This window comes from Enterobacter sp. Sphag1F (assembly GCF_014193275.1).
Taxonomy (GTDB): domain Bacteria; phylum Pseudomonadota; class Gammaproteobacteria; order Enterobacterales; family Enterobacteriaceae; genus Pantoea; species Pantoea symbiotica.
The window spans coordinates 900,688-920,852 of sequence record NZ_JACHZD010000002.1 but is presented as its reverse complement, the minus strand read 5'-3'; the positions used below and the strand labels follow the sequence as shown (position 1 = coordinate 920,852).

Annotated in this window: 21 protein-coding genes; 7 read left to right on the top strand and 14 right to left on the bottom strand. The window is 57.9% G+C overall.

What is annotated here, in order from left to right; genetic code table 11:
• Window positions 1-77: 77 nt before the first annotated feature.
• On the top strand, window positions 78-947 hold the full coding sequence (locus tag FHW71_RS09810) for a LysR family transcriptional regulator (protein WP_061717434.1): 870 nt from the start codon (window positions 78-80) through the stop codon (window positions 945-947).
• Here FHW71_RS09810 and ybaK read toward each other — a convergent pair.
• From ybaK to copA, 3 genes are all read right to left on the bottom strand, one after another.
• A complete protein-coding gene (gene ybaK, locus FHW71_RS09805; protein ID WP_008103849.1) occupies window positions 944-1,423 on the bottom strand; it encodes a Cys-tRNA(Pro)/Cys-tRNA(Cys) deacylase YbaK in 480 nt (159 codons plus the stop codon). The two genes, FHW71_RS09810 and ybaK, sit on opposite strands and share 4 nt — an antisense overlap.
• Window positions 1,424-1,694: 271 nt before the next feature.
• Window positions 1,695-2,495, bottom strand: coding sequence for a TraB/GumN family protein (locus FHW71_RS09800; RefSeq protein WP_179451694.1), 801 nt, complete (start codon window positions 2,493-2,495; stop codon window positions 1,695-1,697).
• Between the two features lie 68 nt (window positions 2,496-2,563).
• Window positions 2,564-5,083 carry a copper-exporting P-type ATPase CopA gene (gene copA / locus FHW71_RS09795; RefSeq protein ID WP_179451693.1) on the bottom strand — a complete coding sequence of 840 codons (2,520 nt, stop codon included), beginning with the start codon at window positions 5,081-5,083 and terminating at the stop codon, window positions 2,564-2,566.
• A gap of 95 nt (window positions 5,084-5,178) precedes the next feature.
• Between copA and cueR the strand changes: the two genes are divergently transcribed.
• A complete protein-coding gene (gene cueR / locus FHW71_RS09790) occupies window positions 5,179-5,595 on the top strand; it encodes a Cu(I)-responsive transcriptional regulator (RefSeq protein ID WP_179451692.1) in 417 nt (138 codons plus the stop codon).
• On the opposite strand, the gene FHW71_RS09785 is transcribed toward cueR, so the two are convergent.
• The 5 genes from FHW71_RS09785 to tesA form a co-directional block, all read right to left on the bottom strand.
• Window positions 5,571-6,029, bottom strand: a complete 459-nt coding sequence (locus FHW71_RS09785; RefSeq protein ID WP_036648269.1) for an NfeD family protein — start codon at window positions 6,027-6,029, stop codon at window positions 5,571-5,573. The two genes, cueR and FHW71_RS09785, sit on opposite strands and share 25 nt — an antisense overlap.
• Window positions 6,029-6,943, bottom strand: a complete 915-nt coding sequence (locus FHW71_RS09780) for an SPFH domain-containing protein (protein WP_008103839.1) — start codon at window positions 6,941-6,943, stop codon at window positions 6,029-6,031. The genes FHW71_RS09785 and FHW71_RS09780 overlap by 1 nt, the downstream gene beginning before the upstream one ends.
• Window positions 6,944-7,006: 63 nt before the next feature.
• On the bottom strand, window positions 7,007-7,861 hold the full coding sequence (locus FHW71_RS09775) for a co-chaperone YbbN (RefSeq protein ID WP_008103837.1): 855 nt from the start codon (window positions 7,859-7,861) through the stop codon (window positions 7,007-7,009).
• A gap of 79 nt (window positions 7,862-7,940) precedes the next feature.
• Entirely contained in the window at window positions 7,941-8,714 is a 774-nt protein-coding gene (locus FHW71_RS09770; RefSeq protein WP_179451691.1) for an SDR family oxidoreductase, read from the bottom strand.
• 31 nt (window positions 8,715-8,745) lie between these two features.
• On the bottom strand, window positions 8,746-9,372 hold the full coding sequence (gene tesA / locus FHW71_RS09765) for a multifunctional acyl-CoA thioesterase I/protease I/lysophospholipase L1 (RefSeq protein ID WP_179451690.1): 627 nt from the start codon (window positions 9,370-9,372) through the stop codon (window positions 8,746-8,748).
• Here tesA and ybbA point away from each other — a divergent pair.
• Both ybbA and ybbP read left to right on the top strand, forming a co-directional pair.
• The gene (gene ybbA, locus FHW71_RS09760; protein WP_179451689.1) at window positions 9,340-10,026 is read left to right on the top strand and encodes a putative ABC transporter ATP-binding protein YbbA; all 687 of its coding nucleotides are present in this window, start codon (window positions 9,340-9,342) and stop codon (window positions 10,024-10,026) included. The two genes, tesA and ybbA, sit on opposite strands and share 33 nt — an antisense overlap.
• Complete coding sequence (gene ybbP / locus FHW71_RS09755; protein WP_179451688.1) at window positions 10,023-12,437, top strand: putative ABC transporter permease subunit YbbP; 2,415 nt, start codon at window positions 10,023-10,025, stop codon at window positions 12,435-12,437. The genes ybbA and ybbP overlap by 4 nt, the downstream gene beginning before the upstream one ends.
• Before the next feature lie 123 nt (window positions 12,438-12,560).
• Here the strand turns inward: ybbP and purK are convergent, their stop codons facing one another.
• From purK to ppiB, 4 genes are all read right to left on the bottom strand, one after another.
• The gene (gene purK / locus FHW71_RS09750; RefSeq protein WP_179451687.1) at window positions 12,561-13,625 is read right to left on the bottom strand and encodes a 5-(carboxyamino)imidazole ribonucleotide synthase; all 1,065 of its coding nucleotides are present in this window, start codon (window positions 13,623-13,625) and stop codon (window positions 12,561-12,563) included.
• Entirely contained in the window at window positions 13,622-14,131 is a 510-nt protein-coding gene (gene purE, locus FHW71_RS09745) for a 5-(carboxyamino)imidazole ribonucleotide mutase (RefSeq protein WP_179451686.1), read from the bottom strand. The genes purK and purE overlap by 4 nt, the downstream gene beginning before the upstream one ends.
• A 131-nt stretch (window positions 14,132-14,262) precedes the next feature.
• A complete protein-coding gene (lpxH, locus tag FHW71_RS09740) occupies window positions 14,263-14,979 on the bottom strand; it encodes a UDP-2,3-diacylglucosamine diphosphatase (protein ID WP_179451685.1) in 717 nt (238 codons plus the stop codon).
• The gene (ppiB, locus tag FHW71_RS09735) at window positions 14,979-15,473 is read right to left on the bottom strand and encodes a peptidylprolyl isomerase B (protein ID WP_008103818.1); all 495 of its coding nucleotides are present in this window, start codon (window positions 15,471-15,473) and stop codon (window positions 14,979-14,981) included. The genes lpxH and ppiB overlap by 1 nt, the downstream gene beginning before the upstream one ends.
• 332 nt (window positions 15,474-15,805) lie before the next feature.
• On the opposite strand from ppiB, the gene cysS reads away from it, so the two are divergent.
• Together cysS and FHW71_RS09725 are read left to right on the top strand one after the other, a co-directional pair.
• On the top strand, window positions 15,806-17,191 hold the full coding sequence (gene cysS / locus FHW71_RS09730; protein WP_179451684.1) for a cysteine--tRNA ligase: 1,386 nt from the start codon (window positions 15,806-15,808) through the stop codon (window positions 17,189-17,191).
• A gap of 33 nt (window positions 17,192-17,224) precedes the next feature.
• Window positions 17,225-18,316 (top strand): AAA family ATPase, encoded by a 1,092-nt coding sequence (locus tag FHW71_RS09725; RefSeq protein WP_179451683.1) that lies wholly within the window; start codon window positions 17,225-17,227, stop codon window positions 18,314-18,316.
• A gap of 30 nt (window positions 18,317-18,346) precedes the next feature.
• On the opposite strand, the gene ybcJ is transcribed toward FHW71_RS09725, so the two are convergent.
• A complete protein-coding gene (gene ybcJ, locus FHW71_RS09720) occupies window positions 18,347-18,559 on the bottom strand; it encodes a ribosome-associated protein YbcJ (protein ID WP_007890771.1) in 213 nt (70 codons plus the stop codon).
• Window positions 18,559-19,425, bottom strand: coding sequence for a bifunctional methylenetetrahydrofolate dehydrogenase/methenyltetrahydrofolate cyclohydrolase FolD (gene folD / locus FHW71_RS09715; RefSeq protein ID WP_036648219.1), 867 nt, complete (start codon window positions 19,423-19,425; stop codon window positions 18,559-18,561). The genes ybcJ and folD overlap by 1 nt, the downstream gene beginning before the upstream one ends.
• A 175-nt stretch (window positions 19,426-19,600) precedes the next feature.
• Between folD and FHW71_RS09710 the strand changes: the two genes are divergently transcribed.
• A complete protein-coding gene (locus tag FHW71_RS09710; RefSeq protein ID WP_179451682.1) occupies window positions 19,601-20,104 on the top strand; it encodes a DUF1198 family protein in 504 nt (167 codons plus the stop codon).
• Window positions 20,105-20,165 lie beyond the last annotated feature (61 nt).

Genomic DNA, 20,165 nt, shown 5'->3' with positions numbered 1-20,165 from the left:
TTAGTGATAACCCGCATTTTCGCACTGTGTGATGCTAAGATAAAATGATCACCTATCGATAAAAGCGATGGTTCACCATGAAGTATTCCCCGGAATCCCTGGAGGCGTTTGTGCAAACCGTGGCCAGTGGCTCCTTTTCGGCGGCGGCGCGCGCGTTGGCTAAAAGCCAGTCCACCATCAGTAACGCGATCGCGAATCTGGAAGATGATCTCGGTTTCACGCTGTTTGATCGCAGCGGACGTAATCCGGTATTAACCGAATATGGTCAGCGCGCCTTTGCGCAGGTGCAGCAAATTCTGGCGGCCAGTCAGCGGCTGGACGAACTGGCAGAATGTCTTACCGATGGCGTCGAACCGCGTCTGAGTCTGGCAATTTCCGACTTCTGGCAAGCCGATCATCACGTCACTTTGCTCACCCGTTTTGCTGAGCTTTATCCCGAGATCGCCTTCGAATGCATGATCGCCGAGGATGAAGATGTACTCGATCTGCTACAGGCTGGACGCGTGCATCTTGGCGTGGTGCGGGCGCAGCCGAAGCTGCCGACCGATTTGGCGATGGCGCGATTGCAGGTCGGCGCGCAGATGGCGATCTATCTGCATCAGGATCATGCTTTAGCGCAGATGGAGCTGGTGAGTGACGAGCAGTTGGGCGAATTACGGCAACTGCGGCTCAATACCTGGGTGCAAAATCGCGACCCTTTGCCCGCCGGACGCGTGTGGTCGGCGCCATCTTATTTGTTGCTGTTGGAGATGGCGGAGCAGGGTTTTGGCTGGAGTATATTGCCGCGCTGGCTGGTGGAGCAATTTGGGCATCAGGTGTTGAAGGAGTTGCCGGTGCCGGGCTGGCCGCAGCATATTGCGGTTGATGTAGTGTGGTCACGACGTAATCCGCCGGGACCGGCCGGGCGCTGGATGATCGATCAACTCTGCGCCCAGCAGCCTGATTAATCGCGCCGCGCGATGTCGGCCAGCGGCGCGTCCAGCAGGCGAGACAAATCTTGTGCGGCCAGCTCCAGATCCAAGCCGCGTTTGCCGCCGGAGATAAAGATGGTGGCAAACTCCGCCGCTTGCTGATCGATCACCGTTGGCAGACGTTTTTTCTGTCCTAACGGGCTGATGCCGCCCACCAGATAACCGGTTACGCGCTGTGCCAGCTGCGGATCAGCCATATCCGCTTTCTTCGCGCCCAGCGCTTTGGCGACCTTTTTTAGATCCAGCTGGGTTGAGACTGGCGTCACCGCAACCGCCAACGCTTTGGCATCGCCGTTGAGCGACACCAGCAAGGTTTTGAATACCTGACGCGCATCAAGATTAAGCTTACGCACCGCTTCGTCACCAAAATTGGTTTCATGGCTATCGTGGTCGTACGGATGCAGGGTAAAGGTGACTTTTTGTTTTTCCAGAAGTTTTACCGCAGGCGTCATGATCGGTCCTTGTTAGGAAAATTCTTATTTCAGTTTTGATGGAAAAACAGTGGCGAAATTCTGAACTTTGCGCGAGAATTGGCCCGCGCCAGCAAGAGATTGTTGGTGATAACCAAAATCATAAACAAATTCCTCTTTGACGGGCCAATATCATTATTGGCCTTCTTTTTTTGTATTTTGAGCACATCTGGAATGTAGGGTCGCCATTAATGGCGACCCTACGGATGTTTGGTGCGTTTTTGTAGGGGCGCCATTTATGGCGACCAATACGTTAACCCTTCAGCAAATCCGGCAAATTATCATCGCCATAAAGATGTAGCGCGCCTACCGCCACCACATAGCGCCCTTTCGGTAACGCCAGCAGCAACTCGCGCCAATGCTGATTACGATTGCGCATCAGTGTGTCGTTCAGCTCGCTGCTAAAAGTGGTGGGCAACGCCACAGGTTGCTGCGTGGGCGGCGCATCCAGCCACCAGCTGATCATGGTTTGCAGCAGACGCGCGTTGGTGTGCCAATGTTCCAGCGTATCCAGCAACAGCGGCAAACCATCCTGCGGCAGCGATTTCAGCAGGGCGATCTGCGTTTCCGGACCTTCCAGCTCGATAACGCGTTTGTTGGCCGCTTTGGCCGCCTGCAACAGCTGATAATCGATACCAAACTGCGGACGCAATCCCAGCCGCTGCGCCTGTTGCGCCTGCAACATCAGCGCGATCTGCCAGAACGGCAGCGTATCGAACAGGTTCAATGACAGCGAAAGTTCATCGCATAAGGCCTGCAGACGCTGTAGCACCTCATCGTCGAGTCGCATAGCCAGCGGCGGATGTTCATCATCATTGCTGAACGGCGATCCGCCTTGAGTGATATCGGCTTCGACAATCAGCGCGTCGGCTTTATGCAGCTGGCGCAACAGCCCGGCAGGCAGCGGCTGCATATCGCGCGTGCCCATGTGAATGCTGCCCGCCAGATGCAAACGACGATCGCCCAGCTGAATATCCATCGCCGGCCAGCTGTAACTGGCCGGGAAAAGGGTCGCGATCCGTTGTTGGATGCTGTGCCACAGACCGTGTCTCATTCCCTGTCCTTTTTAAGGCAAAAAACCATGCTAGCGATTTCATCCGATGAAAAACAGGGCTGTAATGGCTATTGCCGTTGCGCGGGTTTGAAGCGCAACAATCGGTTGGCGTTGCTCACCACGGTAATTGATGACAGCGCCATCGCCGCGCCCGCGACAATCGGGCTCAGCAGCATGCCGGTAAATGGATAGAGCACGCCCGCCGCAATCGGAATCCCCAGGCTGTTGTAAATAAAAGCACCCAACAGGTTTTGCCGCATATTGCGCAGCGTGGCGCTGGAGATCGACAGCGCATCGGCGACGCAGTGCAGATCGTTACGCATCAGCGTCATGGCGGCGGTTTCTACTGCCACATCGCTGCCGCCGCCCATCGCAATGCCGACATCGGCTTGCGCCAGTGCGGGTGCATCATTGATGCCATCGCCGACCATCACCACTTTGCGACCTTGCTGCTGTAGCTGCGTTATCGCCTGCGCTTTGCCATCCGGCAACACGCCGGCAATCACTTCATCAATACCCGCTTCGGCGGCGATCGCCTGCGCAGTTTTCTGGTGATCGCCGGTCAGCATAATCAGGCGATAACCTTGCTGATGCAGACGCTGCAGCGCCGCTTTGCTCTCCGGACGTAAGCTGTCTCGCAGTGCGATCAATCCCAGTAGCTGCTGATTATCGGCCAGCAGCACCGGCGTTGCGCCTTGTGCGGCGAAGCGTTCGATGTCGGCCTGCGCGGCGCGATAATCAATCTGCTGCTCATCCAGCAGCGCCTGATTTCCCAGCAGCAGCGTTCTGTCGGCCACTGTAGCGCTGATACCTTTGCCGCGTATTGTACGAAATTGCTTAACCGCTTCGGCGTTCACCGCTGGCGCAGCATCGAGGATCGCTTTAGCCAGCGGATGGCTGGAGCCTTGCTCCATCTGCGCCGCCGCGCTCAGTACCTGCTCGCGATTCCAATCGCCATACAGCACCACATCGCTGACCTGCGGCGTGCCGCGCGTCAGGGTGCCGGTTTTATCAAACACAATGGTATCGACTTCGCTGGCCCGCTGCAGCGCATCGGCGTCACGCACCAGTACGCCCAGCTCTGCGGCGCGTCCGACGCCTGCAATCACCGACATCGGCGTGGCTAAACCTAAAGCGCAAGGGCAGGCGATGATCAGCACTGTCGTCACAATCACCAGCGTGTAAGCCAGCTGCGGCTGCGGACCCGCCAGAAACCAAATCAAACCACTTAGCAGCGCAATCGCCACCACCACCGGTACAAATACCGCAGAGATGCGATCGGCCAGCCGGCCAATATCCGGTTTGCTGCTTTGCGCCTGACGCACCAGATTGATGATGCGCGCCAGCGTGGTGTGGCTGCCGGTGGCTCGCGCCACAAAGTGCAGCGTGCCGTCTTGCACCAGCGTACCAGCAAAAATTTTATCGCCCGGCTGTTTGGCCTGCGGCACCGCTTCACCGGTCAGCATCGCTTCATCCAGCCAGGCTTCGCCGCTGGCGACGTCACCGTCCACCGGCACACGATCGCCGGTGACCAGCTTCAGCGTCATGCCGGACTGAACCTCGCTGAGCGGCAACAGCGTTTCACCCTGATCGCTGATAACCCGCGCCTGCGCCGGGGTTAAATCCAGCAGACGTTCCAGTGCCTTCGAGGCGCGCTGGCGGGCGCGCTGCTCCAGCGCGTGGCCGAGATTGATCAGACCAACGATCATCACGCTGGCTTCGAAATAGAGATGACGCGCCTGATGCGGGAAGAATTCGGGGCATAGGGCAACGCTCATCGAATAGAGCCACGCCGCGCCAGTTCCCAGCGCCACCAGCGTGTCCATGGTGGCGGTGCCGTGACGCAAACTGCGCCACGCGCTGCGATAGAAGTGCCCACCGGCAACCACCATCACCAGCAAGGTGATGACGCCAAGCGTGCGCCACAGCGTTTGGTTATCTGCGCTCAGCATCATGTTGTCGCCGAGCATGCCCCAAATCATCATCGGCACGCCGAGCAGCAACGCCAGCGCCGATTGCCAGCTAAAGCGGCGCATGGCTTGCTGCGCGCTAACCTGCTGGCGTTCGCGCCGGGTTTGTTCGTCATCGATCACTTCGGCGGAATAACCGGCTTGATCGACAGCGCTCACCAGCGCTTCGGCACTTGCATCGCCCATGATCAGCGCGCTGCGCTCACCGAGATTGACGCGTGCCTGACTGACGCCCGGCACCTTTTGCAGCGCCTGTTCCACGCGACTCACGCAGCTGGCGCAGCTCATGCCGCCAATCAGTAAGTGATGCACAGGAAGATCGGCTTCAGTGGATGGTGCCGGTTGCGACTCCGTTGTCAGCGCCTCCGGCGGCGGCTCTGTAGCTGTCAACGGATCAGGCTTTGGGCTGGCTGCGCCGTCTTTCAGCACCGCGTGATAACCGGCTTGTTCAACCGTGGCGATCAAATCGCTGGCGCTCGCCGCACCGGTCACGCGCGCTTCTTGCTGCGTGACGTCGGCCTGTTCAACATCGCTGCGCTGCTCCAGCGCTTCTTTAACGCGTTTAACGCAGTGGCCGCAGGACAAGCCGTCCAGCGCCAGCAGTTGGGTATGTGACATGGTTAACTCCTCAGGTAATGATTTTGACTGCATGCAAAATTTGCATTAGAACTAAAGCCTAAACCTTCCCCTGAATGGAAGGTCAAGGGGGAAAAATGAACATCAGCGATGTGGCAAAAAAAACCGGACTCACCAGCAAAGCGATCCGCTTCTACGAAGAGAAGGGCGTAGTGACGCCGCCGTCGCGCAGCGACAATGGTTATCGTCATTATGCGGCGCATCATATTGATGAGCTGAATCTGCTGCGTCAGGCGCGTCAGGTGGGATTTACGCTGGAAGAGTGCCGTGAACTGGTGACGCTGTTCAACGATCCCGCGCGCCACAGCGCCGATGTGAAAGCGCGCACCTTGCAGAAAGCCGACGAGATTGCTGCGCACATTGAAGAGTTACATGCGATGCGCGCGCGCTTGCTGAAGCTGGCGGAAGCTTGTCCCGGCGATGACAGCGCCGAGTGCCCGATCATCAATCATCTGGCCGGTTGCTGCCATCAGGCCGATGGAAAGCGCGGCTGAATCATCAGCGTAATGCCGACCACGCCGGTGACAATCACTGGCGTACCCGCTGGCAGATCGCTATCCGCCTGCACGCGCCAGCTGCTGTCGCCGATGCGCACGTGACCAAGGCCATTTTTCAGCGCGTTATCCAGCGTCAGCTGCATGCCCATTAACTGGTTGCCGCGTTGGTTAAGCGTGTTGGCGACCTGCGACGATTCGCGATAGCGCATCCAACGATGCCAGAAAAACGCGCTGAGCAGCGTCATCACCGCAAACACAATGCCCTGGCTGGTCCATGAAATGGGAAACAACCATTCAATCAGCGCCACCGCGACGGCGGCTAAGCCACTCCACAACAGATAACCGCTGGTGCCGAGCATTTCGGCGGCCAGCAGCAGGCCGCCCAACGTCAGCCAGAACCAATGTGGATGCGCAATCAGCTCCATCAGGATCATGGTCGGCGCTCCGTCCGGCTCTCCTTCAGCAACTCACTGATACCGGCAATTGAACCGAGCAGGCTGCTGGCGTCCAGCGGCATCATCACCACTTTGCTGTTGTTGGCTTCGCCGATTTTTTGCAGTGCGTCGGTGTATTTCTGCGCCACGAAGTAGTTCACCGCCTGAATATCGCCGGCGGCTATCGCTTCGGAGACCATGCGCGTTGCCGTGGCTTCCGCTTCCGCCTGACGCTCGCGCGCTTCGGCTTGCAGGAAGGCGGAGGTGCGTTCACCTTCCGCTTTGAGGATCTGCGACTGCTTGTCACCTTCGGCGCGCAAAATCGCTGCCTGACGTACCCCCTCGGCGGCAAGGATGTCGGCGCGTTTGGTACGTTCCGCCTTCATCTGCGCGTTCATTGCGGCAATCAACTCTTGCGGCGGTCGCACATCGCGGATTTCGATACGGGTGATTTTCACGCCCCACGGATTGGTGGCTTCATCGACGATATGCAGCAGACGCGTGTTGATGTTGTCGCGCTGCGACAGCATTTCATCCAGTTCCATGCTGCCGAGCACGGTGCGGATATTGGTCATGGTCAGATTGAGGATCGAGAGTTCAAGATTGCTGACTTCGTAGGCGGCGCGCGCCGGATCGACAACCTGGATAAAGCACACCGCATCAATAGTGACGTTGGCGTTGTCTTTGGAGATAATTTCCTGCGAAGGGATATCAAGCACCTGTTCCATCATATTGATTTTGCGACCAATACGATCCATGAACGGCACCAGCAGATTGAGGCCTGGCTCCAGCGTTTTGGTATAACGGCCAAAGCGCTCTACCGTCCACTGATAACCTTGTGGAACAATTTTTACACCGGCCCACACGGTAACGAGTGCGAGCACAATGATGACGGGAATTACCGTTAACATATAACCTCCTGGCTGTCAGATTGTCGGGCCGAGTCGTTCGGCCCGTTTAACGCGCGGTACCGATCAGTACAGCAGCGAGTAAAGCTGGCGGCGATAGCGCGTGGCGAGGGTGTCGCCGGTGCCGAGTGCGGCCAAAATCTCCTGGAACATTTTACGCACCTGGCCGTCACCGACGCTGAGATCGCTTTTCAGGAAGCTGAACAACAACTCCAGCGCCTCCTCATTGCGGCCAACCTGATGCAGCTGTAACGACAGTTTAGCAGCCAGCTCGGCATTGGTTGGATCGCTGGCTAACTGCTCCTGCAACAGCTGAATTTCTGGTGTATCGGCGGCCTGCTTTAACAGGTCGATTTGTGAAACCAGGCTCTGATAGCGCGTGTCCTGATCCTGCAGCGGCACCGCATCCAACACGGTTTCGGCTTCGTCGCTGCGATTCAGAGTGATCAGCACTTCCGCCAGCAGGAAACCAATTTCGCTGTTTTTGTTGCTCAGCTGCCAGGCGTCTTTCAGCAGCGGCAGCGCTTCAAGTGGTTTGCCTTCGTGCATCAATTGCATCGCCTGCTGCGCTTTAACTTCTTCTTCACGCGGCAACACTTTTTGCAGCAGGGCGCGAATCGCCTCTTCCGGCTGCGGTCCCTGGAAGCCATCCACCGGCTGACCGTTCTGGAACAGGTAAACGGTTGGAATGGAGCGCAGGCCAAATTGCGATGCCACCATCTGCTCTTTATCGCAATCCAGCTTCGCCAAAATAAACTGACCGGCATACTCCTGCGCCAGGCGATCCAGCACCGGCGTCAGTTCCAGACAGTGCTGACTGCGTTCGGACCAGAAATAAAACAGCACCGGTAGCTGCATCGACTGTTCTAAAGTCTGCTGCAGGTTGGATTCGTTGATGTCGATAATCAAAGCGTGTGACATGAATACGTCTCTTGTCAGAAAGTGTGTTGAGGATATGGGGGCAAGCTGCCCCGGTTCAAGTTTGATTCTGCGTTGCAGCTTAGTTGCTGCGCAAAATGCGATCCAGTATCCAACCTGGCAGCAGACGTTTCAGCAGACTCATCGCCCAGGCGACCAGCGTCACCGGATAGCGCAGACGCGGATGTTTGCTCTCTAACGCGTGGTGCAGCTTCGGCAGAATCGCTTCTGGCGGCAGGGTAAAACGCGCGGCGATGCCCGGATTGCGCACCGGTTTATCCTGCTGGCCCTGATGCACGTTATCGGTGAAACGGGTGCTGATCGGGCCCGGCTCAATCAGGCTGACGCGCACGCCTGAGTCGCGCACTTCGAGACGCAGCGCATCGCTCCAGGCTTCCAGCGCCCATTTGCTGGCGGCATAGGCACCGCGTCCCGGCGTGGAGATCAGTCCCAGCACCGAGCTGGTATTAACGATACGTCCGTTGCCGCTGGCTTGCAGCGCGGGCAGCAGGCGCATGGTCAGTTGATGGGTGCCAAACAGGTTGGTGGAAAACTGCTTCTCTAACTGCTGACGCGAAACGCTACTGAGCGGCCCATATTGACCAAAACCGCCGTTGTTAAACAGCGCGTGCAGGCGATGATCGGTGAGTTCCAGCACGCGATCGGCGGCGGCATCGACGCTGGCGGCATCATCCAGATCCAGCTGCACGCCAATAAATCCCAGCGCTTCCATGCGCGCCACATCGTCGGCGCGGCGACAGGCGGCCAGCACGCGATAGCCGCGCGATAAAAGGTCATTCGCGGCGACCAAACCAATGCCGCTCGAGCAGCCGGTGATAAGAATAGTTCTTTGCATTTTTTTACCCGTTAAAAATCACGCGTCTGCATTAATCATGCTTTACTAACGGAGCCAGTTCGGTCGCCATCAGGTTGGCGATAAACGGCTGAGCATCCGGATTGGGGTGAATTCCATCCTGCTGCATCCACTCCGGCTTCAGGTAGACCTGCTCCATAAAGAAGGGCACCAGAGGAATGTCGTACTGCTGTGCCAGGCGCGGATAGATCGCGCTAAACGCCTCCGTATAACGACGTCCATAATTGGCCGGTAGACGAATCTGCATCAGCAGCGGCTGTGCCTTAGCGGCTTTCACTTCGTCGATCACTTTGGTCAGATCGGCGGCGATATTCTGCGGCGGGAAACCGCGCAGGCCATCGTTACCGCCCAATTCGATTAACACCCAGCGGGGTTGATGCTGTTTTAATAGGCCCGGTAAACGTGCCAGCCCAAGGCCTACGGTATCTCCGCTGATGCTGGCGTTCACCACTTTAGGCTGCTGTTGCCACTCTTTATTCAGCAGGCTCGGCCAGGCCGCCGTGGCCGACATGCGATACCCGGCGCTCAGGCTGTCGCCCAACACCAGCAAGGTATCGGCGGCGGCGAGTCGCGACACCAGCAGAAGCAATAACAACAGGAAGGGATAATGCCAGCGGAAAACATTGTTGCAGTTCATCATCTTACTAAGTCCGTCGGTCAGGGAGAGCATCAGCTGACCATCCTTACCGGAGTTGAGCTGGTTGTCAAACCAGCTGAGACCATCGCCCTGATTGGTGAGTCCGGCTCTGGCAAATCCACGCTGCTGGGCATTCTGGCCGGACTGGATGACGGCAGCAGCGGCGAAGTGCATCTGCTTGGCCAGCCGCTGCACAGCATGAACGAAGAGCAGCGAGCGGCACTGCGCGCGCGCGAAGTGGGCTTTGTATTTCAATCCTTTATGCTGGTACCAACGTTGAACGCGCTGGAAAACGTGCAGTTGCCGGCGTTGCTGCGTGGCGACAGCGATAGAGAAAGCCGTACGCAATCGGTGGAGTTGCTTACTTTATTGGGCTTGAAAGATCGTCTGCACCATCTGCCGGCACAACTCTCTGGCGGCGAGCAGCAGCGTGTGGCGCTGGCGCGTGCCTTTAGCGGCCGTCCCGGTCTGCTGTTTGCCGATGAGCCCACCGGCAACCTCGACCGTAAAACCGGCGATCGTATCGCCGATCTGCTGTTCTCCCTCAACCGCGATTTTGCCACCACATTAATTTTGGTAACGCACGACGAACAACTGGCGGCGCGCTGCGACCGCCGCTTACGGCTGCGCGACGGCAAGTTGTGGGAGGAGTCATGATTTGGCGCTGGTTCTGGCGCGAGTGGCGTTCGCCTTCGCTGCTGATTGTCTGGATGGCGCTCACCCTCGCCGTAGCCTGCGTGCTGGCGTTGGGATCGATCAGCGATCGTATGGAGAAAGGCTTAAGCCAGCAGAGCCGCGACTTTATGGCGGGCGATCGCACACTGCGCACCACCTCGCCCGCGCCGGAGGCGTGGCTGAATAAAGCGCGTGACGAAGGGTTATCGGTCAGCAGCCAGCTGCACTTTATGACCATGACCTTCGCGCAAGAGACGCCGCAGCTGGCGGACGTGAAAGCGGTGGATGATGCCTATCCGATGTTTGGCACGCTGCAAACCAATCCGCCGGGCTTGCGCCCTCAAGCGGGCACGGTGTTGGCCGCGCCGCGTTTGCTGGCGCTGCTGAATCTGAAAGTGGGTGATAGCGTGGATGTCGGCGACACCACGCTGCGCATTGCCGGTGAAGTGATTCAGGAGCCGGATGGCGGCTTCAATCCGTTCCAGACCGCGCCGCGTCTGCTGATGAATCTGGCTGACGTGGAGAAAACTGGCGCGGTGCAGCCGGGCAGTCGCCTAAGCTGGCGCTACAAATTCTCCGGCGAACCGGCACCGCTGGCGCGCTATGACAGTTGGATCGAGCCGCAGCTAAAAGCCGATCAGCGCTGGATCAGCGTTGATAACTCGGAAGATGCACTGGGCCGCTCAATGCAGCGCGCGCAGCAATTTTTATTGCTTTCGGCCTTGCTGACGCTGATGCTGGCGATTGCTGCGGTGGCGGTGGCGATGAGTCATTACTGCCGCAGCCGCTACGATTTGGTGGCGGTGCTGAAAACGCTGGGTGCAACGCGTAAGGCGCTGCAGCGGCTGATCATCGGTCAATGGCTGGCGGTGCTGCTGCTGGCGGCGATTGTCGGTAGCGCGTTGGGGCAGGGCATTGAAGTGATTCTGCTGCTGATGCTGAAGCCGGTGCTGCCAGGCGCGCTGCCTGCGGCGAGTTTCTGGCCGTGGCTGTGGGCGATTGGCGCGATGTTTGTGATTTCGCTGCTGGTGGGTTTGCGTCCGTATCGCTTGCTGATGGCAACGCAACCGCTACGCGTACTGCGCCGGGATGCGGTGGCGAACGTTTGGCCGCTGCGCATCTATCTGCCCGCGATGGCGTTGGTGGTAATTGGCTTGCTGGCGCTGCTGATGGGCGGCAGCAAAATGCTGTGGGCGCTGCTGGCGGGCGTGGTGATGCTGGCGCTGCTGCTGGCGTTACTCGGCTGGGGCACCTTGCTGCTGCTGCGTCGGCTGGTGGTGCGTAATCTGGCGCTGCGCCTGGCGATTAACCGCCTGCTGCGTCAACCGGCGATGACGCTCAGCCAACTGGCGGCGTTTTCGCTGTCATTTATGTTGCTGGCGCTGCTGCTGGTGATGCGCGGCGATCTGCTGGATCGCTGGCAACAGCAACTGCCGCCGGATAGCCCGAACTATTTCCTGCTGAACATCACCAAAGAGCAGGTGCCACAGGTACGCGACTTCCTGAGCGAGCATCAGCTCAAGCCGGAAACCTTCTACCCGATTGTGCGTGCGCGTCTGAACGAGCTAAACGGTAAAGAGGCCGATCCCAAGCTGGATAACGCGCTAAATCGCGAATTGAATCTGACGTGGCAAGCGGAGCGTCCGGATCACAATCCGCTGATCTCCGGCAACTGGCCGCCGCAGGCGGGTGGAGTGTCGATGGAAGTGGAGCTGGCGGATCGTCTGGGTGTGAAAATCGGTGATACCTTAACCTTCAGCAGCGATACGCAGCAGTTCAGCGCCAAAATCACCAGTTTGCGCAAGGTGGATTGGGAGAGTTTGCGGCCGAACTTCTTCTTTATCTTCCCGCCAGGCGCACTCGATCAACAGCCACAAACCTGGCTGACCAGCTTCCGCATGGAGAGCAATCCGGCGCTGCTGGCACAGCTTAATCGCGCGTTCCCGACGCTGAGCCTGCTGGATATTGGCAGCATGATGCGCCAGATCGGTCAGGTGCTGACGCAGGTGAGTCAGGCGCTGGAAGTGATGGTGGTGCTGGTAACGGTGTGCGGCGTACTGCTGCTGCTGGCGCAGATTCAGGTCGGCATGCGTCAGCGTCGGCAGGAGTTGGTGGTCTATCGCACGCTCGGTGCCAGCAAGCGCCTGCTGCGCGGCACATTATGGTGCGAGTTTGCACTGCTTGGCGTGGTGTCGGGGATTGCGGCAGCGCTGGGCGCGGAAGCGGCGCTGTGGGGCTTGCAGCGCAAGATCTTCGATTTCCCGTGGCAGCCAGACTGGACGCTGTGGATCGCCTTGCCGATCGGCGGCGCGCTGCTGCTCTCGCTATGCGGTGCCTGGTTGGGCATTCGGTTGTTAAAACAGAAGGCGCTGTTCAGAAGCTTCAGTGCCTAAATTGTCGATGGTGGCGTAACCAGGAGCGCATTAATGCGCACCCTACGAAAACCCCACAGGAATGCGCGTTCGGCAAAATCACATCAATCTACGTAGGGTCGCCATTCATGGCGACCTGGCTAATCAAAGCTTCTCAACCGCCCACGCAATCCCGCTCGCATACACTTCCGGCAGCAGCGGCACCAGCGCATTCAGCGCTGACGCCAGACGCCCATGATCGCTATCGGTCAGATTAAGATGCCCAACCTTGCGGCCGGCGCGCACCTCTTTGTCGTACCAATGCAGATGCACCAGCGGCTGCTGCAGCCACGCCAGATTCACATCGGTACCAATCAGATTCACCATCACCGACGGCGCAAACACCACCGGTTTTGGCAGCGCCAAACCCAAAACCGCACGCAGATGCAGTTCGAACTGGCTGATGGACGCGCCATTCTGCGTCCAGTGACCGCTGTTGTGCACGCGCGGTGCTAACTCGTTGATCAGCAGACCTTCTGGCGTAATGAAACACTCCATCGCCATCACGCCAACATACTTCAGCTCATGCATAATGGCGCTGAGCATCGCTTCTGCCTGCTGTTGCTGTGCGGCATCGGCCTGCGGGAAAGCCACGCTGGTGCGCAGAATGCCGTCCTGATGCAGGTTATGCGTCAGCGGATAAAACACCGTACTGCCATCGTGTCCACGCGCGCCGACCAGCGACACTTCGCCGCTGAAATTAATGCCTTGCTCAACGATGCATTCGCCGTAGCACTCATCCGGCAGCGCATCGGTTTCGTTGGCGCGCAAACGCCACTGACCGCGGCCGTCATAGCCGCCGGTACGACGCTTAACAATCGCCAGTTCGCCCAAGGTGCTGAACACGTTTGGCCACTCGGCTTTATCGGCCAGCAGCTGCCACGGCGCGGTGGCGAGGTTCAGATGATCGAGCAGCTGTTTTTGCGTCAGACGATCGGCCAGACGCGGGAAAATATCGCGATTCACAAAGGCCGGATGGCTCGCCAATTCGCGGGTTAACGCGGTTTCCGGCCAGCGCTCAATCTCAGCGGTGATCACGCTTTCGGCGATCGGCAGCGCAGAAGGCTCCGCATCCAGACCCACCGGATACACCGCGATGCCCAGCGGTTCACCCGCCTGGCGCAGCATGCGGCCTAACTGACCATTTCCTAATACGCAAACCGGCTTCATGCGTCCTCCCGCGGATCCGGGTTGTTCAGCACTTCATCAGTCTGCGTCTGACGCCAGTTGGCGATGCGTGATGACAGCGCGCTGTCGTGGATCGCCAGAATCTGCGCGGCCAGCAGGGCGGCGTTGGCGGCACCGGCTTTACCAATCGCCAGCGTTCCAACCGGAATACCGCGCGGCATCTGCACGATGGAGTAAAGGCTATCGACGCCGCTCAGCGCCGCGCTTTGCACTGGCACGCCCAGCACCGGCACCAGCGTTTTCGCGGCCAGCATGCCCGGCAAATGGGCGGCACCGCCAGCACCGGCGATGATCACCTGAAAACCGTTGTCGGCGGCGGTTTCCGCGAAGCTGAACAGTTTGTCGGGCGTACGGTGAGCTGAGACCACTTCAACGTGGAAGGGAACATCCAGGCTGTTAAGAATTTCCTCGGCGAACTGCATGGTAGCCCAGTCACTTTTGGAACCCATGACAATGGCGATACGGGCCGGGGCGGCGTTGGATGACATGCGGTCAACTCCTGTGAATATGCAAACGAACCTGGCCGGGCGGGCAGGCGAAGAAGGGCACAGAGAATAGCATGAGATGGCAGCAAGGAAAACGGTTGCGTAGGCGGAAAACGGGCATTGATGCCCGGATTTCAGAAGGGGAATTCGATCAGGCTTACGCCGCTGGCATCAAGCTGAATCATCGATCCGTTCTCATGCCAGGCACCGAGCACCGCGCGCTGGGCGTTTCCGCCGTGTAGCGTGAAGGGGTGAATGGCGGGACGATGCGTGTGGCCGTGAATCAAAATCGGCACCTGTAGGCGCGTCATCGCAGCTTCCACTGCGGACTGATTAACGTCCATGATGCTGACCGATTTATGCTGATTCGCCTGCTTGCTGCCATTGCGCATACGCGCGGCAATGCGCATACGCAGACGCAGCGGCAACGCGAGGAACAGACGCTGCAACCAGCGCTGATGCACTTTGGCGCGGAATCGCTGATAGCCTTCATCGTCGGTGCACAAGGTATCGCCGTGCATGATCAACACGCGATATCCGTAGAGATCGAGCACCTTTTCTTCCGGCAGAAGCGTCATGCCAGAGGCATGCGCAAAACGCTGGCCGAGCAGGAAATCGCGATTACCGTGGATGAAGAATTTCGGTACCGGCAAGGCTTTGAGCGCCGCAGCGATTTGCTGATGCAGCGGATTAGGATCGTCGTCGCCGATCCAGGCTTCAAACAGATCGCCGAGGATGTAAAGCGCATCGCAGGAACGCGCTTCTCCCTGCAAAAAATGCAGAAAACCGGCAGTAATTGCCGGTTCTTCATTACACAGATGCAGATCTGCGATAAACAGCGTGCGCGACATTACTCGCTAACAGTCACTTTCTGGATGACAACGTCTTCAACCGGAACGTCCTGATGCATGCCGCTGCGGCCGGTTTTCACCGCTTTGATTTTCTCAACCACGTCCATGCCTTCAACCACTTCTGCGAACACGCAGTAACCCCAGCCTTGCAGGCTTTCGTCACGGAAGTTCAGGAAGTCGTTGTCTGCCACGTTGATGAAGAACTGGGCAGTGGCAGAGTGTGGAGCCTGAGTACGCGCCATCGCCAGGGTGCCTTTGGTGTTTTTCAGGCCGTTGTTCGCTTCGTTGCGGATGTCTGCTTTGGTATCTTTCTGCTTCATGCCAGGCTCAAAACCGCCGCCCTGAATCATGAAACCGTTGATTACGCGATGGAAGATAGTGTTATCGTAAAAACCTTCCGCGCAGTATTCCAGGAAGTTCTTCACGGTAGCCGGCGCTTTGTCATCGAAAGTTTTAATTACGATATCGCCATGGTTCGTCTGGAAAGTGACCATTATTTTCTTCCTGTCAAGGTTGTCGTCAGTGTCGCTGCCGCGCCTGCAAGGCGGCGGGGCATTTTTGTAGACGCTTCTTATATCACAATTTCCAATAACGCGTCAGTAACCGGACGGCAGTTGGCAACCGAGCGATGCACAAGTCAGAAAAATACGGCACAATAACCGGCTTGATGCTGGCTGGTTAGGCGAGGTTGTTTCGGTCACCATAAATGGCGACCCTACAAACCGGACAGTATTTCGTAGGGTCGCCATTTATGGTGACCGTATTAAACCAAATGCACATTTATCACGTTCGAATCCCGCACACGTAATTAAAACGGAACCGTTCAATGCTAAAGATTTATAACACCCTGAGTCGACAGAAAGAGGAATTCAAACCCATCCATGCCGGTCAAATCGGTATGTACGTGTGTGGTATCACGGTTTACGACCTCTGTCATATCGGCCATGGGCGTACGTTTGTGGCATTCGACGTGGTGGCGCGCTATCTGCGTTACGTGGGCTATCAGCTGAAGTATGTGCGTAACATCACCGATATCGATGACAAAATCATCAAACGTGCCAATCAGAACGGGGAAAGCATTGAAACGCTGACCAACCGCATGATCGCCGAGATGCACAAAGATTTCGCCGCGCTCGGCATTCTGCCGCCGGATCTGGAACCGCGTGCCACCCGCCATATCGATGAGATCATCGAGCTGGTCGGCACGCTGATTGAACGTAAGCACGCGTACGTGGCGGACAACGGCGACGTGATGTTCGACGTGCTGAGCGACAAAGATTACGGCGTGTTGTCGCGTCAGGATCTGGAACAGCTGCAGGCCGGTGCGCGCGTCGAAGTGGCGGATGTGAAGCGTAATCCAATGGACTTCGTGCTGTGGAAGATGTCTAAAGCGGACGAACCGGCGTGGAACTCGCCGTGGGGCAACGGCCGTCCTGGCTGGCACATCGAATGTTCGGCGATGAACTGCAAACAGCTCGGCACCCATTTCGACATTCACGGTGGCGGTTCGGATCTGATGTTCCCGCACCATGAAAACGAAGTGGCGCAATCCACCTGTGCGCACGATGGTCCGTATGTGAATTACTGGATGCACTCCGGCATGGTGATGGTTGACCGCGAGAAGATGTCGAAATCGCTGGATAACTTCTTCACCGTGCGCGATGTGTTGCAGCACTACGATGCCGAAACTGTGCGTTACTTCCTGATGTCCGGCCACTATCGCAGCCAGCTCAACTACGGTGAAGATAACCTCAACCAAGCGCGTGCGGCGCTCGAGCGTTTATACACCGCGCTGCGTCATACCGATGCCAATGCTACGGCAGCGGGTGGCGAAGAGTTTGAAGCGCGTTTCCGCACCGCGATGGATGACGACTTCAACACGCCGGAAGCCTATTCGGTGTTGTTCGATATGGCGCGTGAAGTGAATCGTCTGAAAACCGAAGACAAAGCCCTCGCTGATGCGCTGGCGGCGAAACTGCGCCAGATCGCTAACGTACTCGGCATTTTGCAGCAGGATCCCGAGCAGTTCCTGCAAAGCGGTGCGCAGGTGAATGACGATGAAGTGGCGGAAATCGAGCATTGGGTGAAAGCCCGTTCCGACGCGCGTGCAGCCAAAGATTGGGCGCAGGCGGATGTGGCGCGCGATAAGCTCAATGAGTTGGGCGTTATCGTTGAGGATGGACCGCAAGGTTCCAGCTGGCGACGCAAATAACCGGAGAGGGCGAGAAATCGCCCTTTTTTATTGATGGCGATTGAACAGATTCACATTCACGGCTTCCGCTCGGTGCGCGACCTGACGCTGCCGCTGCAACAGCTCAACGTGGTGAGCGGCCCGAACGGCTGCGGCAAATCCAACCTGTATAAAGCGGTGCGACTGCTGCACGAAGCTGCGAGCGGACGCTTAGCGCTGGCGTTGGCGGAAGAGGGCGGCATCCAGAAAGCGATGTGGGCAGGCGGATTGCGGCGCGGCGATCGTCGCCACGATCCCAAACGTCTGGCGTTGGCGGTGGTGATGGACGATATGGATTATCAGCTCGATATCGGTTTTCCTGAGCCGCTCGTCACCAGCATGTTCAATCTCGATCCGCTGGTGAAAGAGGAGCGCTTGTGGATGAGCGGCCAACGGCGGCGTCCTTCCTCCTGCATCATGCAGCGGCAAAATCAGACCGCCTTTTTGCATAATGTGCAAGGTGAGCGCGTAGCCTATCCGGCGGTGCTGCATCCCGAAGAGTCGCTGTTTGGGCAACTGGGCGAACCGCATCTGTATCCGGAGCTTTCACAGGTGCGTGAAAGGCTACGTCAGTGGCGTTTCTATCATGAGTTTGCTGTGTGGCCAGGTTCGCCGATTCGTGCGCCACAGATTGGCGTACGCGCGCCTGTGCTGAGTCATGATGGCAGTAATCTGGCGGCGGCCTGGGCCACTATCGTTGAACGCGGTCATTCTGAGTTACTGCTCGAAGTGATGGCTGAAGCTTTCCCTTACACCGAATTTCACGTTGATGTGCAGAACGGGCGTTTTCAGATGCTGATGTCACGGCGTGGGATTTTGCGTCCGCTGGAGAGCGCCGAGTTCTCGGATGGCACGCTGCGGTTTCTTTGCTTGGTGGTGGCGCTGCTCAGCCCGCGTCCACCGGCGTTTATGGCGCTGAACGAACCGGAGAACAGTTTGCATGAAGATCTGCTGCCCGCTTTAGCGCGACTGATTGCCGAAGCCAGCCAGTTTAGCCAACTGTGGATCACCAGCCATTCACCGAAACTGGCGACGCTGATTGCGCAGCATACAGCGGTGAATCATATCGAGCTGGAGCAAATCGAAGGGGAAACTCGCGTCTTGTAAGGTCGCCACTAATGGCGACCTTCCGGATGACTACGCTACAACCGTAATCTTGAAGCCAGCAAACTCAACCTTCTGGCCTTCAACAATCTTGCAGCGCTTACGCGTTTCAACTGCGCCATCGACGCGCACTTCGCCTTCGGCGATCACGGCTTTCGCCTGCGCACCGCTTTGCACCCAACCTTCGAGTTTCAGCAGGTCGCACAAATCCACGTGGGCATGTTTACCGAGAGAAAAACTGGCCATTATGCCTCCTCAATGTCGTGAAATTCTTCACACGCCGTCAGCGTGTTTTGGATCAATGTAGCGACCGTCATTGGACCGACACCGCCTGGAACTGGCGTGATGTACGAGGCGCGCTCAGCAGCCGCTTCGAACTCCACATCGCCAACCACTTTGCCGCTGTCGAGACGGTTGATACCCACATCAATGACTACCGCGCCCGGCTTGATCCAGTCGCCCGGAATAAAGCCCGGCTTGCCGACCGCCACCACCAGCAGATCGGCGTGCTCAACGTGATGACGCAGATCTTTGGTGAAACGGTGCGTCACGGTGGTGGTGCAACCGGCGAGCAGCAGCTCCATGCTCATCGGACGGCCAACGATATTCGATGCGCCAACCACCACGGCGTTCAGGCCGTAAGTATCGATATTGTAGCGCTCCAGCAAGGTGACGATGCCGCGCGGGGTACACGGACGCAGCTTTGGCGCGCGCTGGCACAGACGACCGACGTTGTACGGATGGAAGCCATCCACGTCTTTGTCCGGCACGATGCGCTCCAGCACTTTGACGTTATCGATGCCGGCTGGCAGCGGCAGCTGCACCAGAATGCCGTCGATATCGTTGTCGTTGTTGAGCGTATCAATCAGCTCCAGCAGCTCGGCTTCGCTGGTGGTGGCGGGCAGATCGTACGAGCGGGAGATGAAGCCCACTTCATCACAAGCACGACGTTTGCTGGCGACATAGATCTGCGAAGCTGGGTTTTCACCCACCAGCACAACTGCCAAACCGGGCGCACGTTTACCGGCCGCCAAACGCTGCTGTACTTTTTCGGCAACCTCAAGGCGCACCTGCTGCGCAATCGTTTTACCGTCAATAATTTTTGCTGCCATCAGAGAGGAAATCCATCTGTAGAGGGTTAGATCGGGGATGGCGCCTATTCTGTCAGAAGCGCGTGCGGCTGTCAGGTAGAGATTCGCCATCAACGCCGCTTTCCCGATTTTTCGCCGTGGCGCCCGCCCGCGTTAGCGCTTATGATGCCCGGCAGTGAATGAGATGGATGACGTGATGATTTGGTTAATTCTCGCCACGCTGGCGGTAGTGTTCGTGGTAGGTTTTCAGCTGCTGACGGCCAGCTCGCGCCATGCGGTGCAGGCGCTCCTTAAACGGTTGCAACTGCCGCCGGTGCATATCGAATCGATGTTGTCGCTGATGGGCAAAGAGGCGGCAAAAGAGTTTACCGATTACATCGCGGGCGATAACGACACGCATCTGCACAATGGCGCGGCGGTGCTGCTGATTTGGCAGGTGCTGATTGTCGATGGCAGCGACGAAAATAGGCAGCGCTGGCATGGCATTTTGAGCCGGGCTGGGTTTTCACCGTTAATTTCAAGGCAGCAGCTGTTGCTGGCGTTAGGGTTCTTGCGTCAGCTGGAGCCGGACAGCCAGGAACTGCATGCGCTGCGCGACCAGTACAATGCGCACTTCACGCAGCAAGGGATTGAGCTGGAAGGCGAAACCGAGCAGGGCGGGAATCTGGTGTCGTTAAGCGAGTGGCGCAAGCGGCATTAAGGGGTTTTGGTTAATCTGGCAGCACTCCGCTGGTCGTGGGAGGCAAAAACGTTGACGCGCG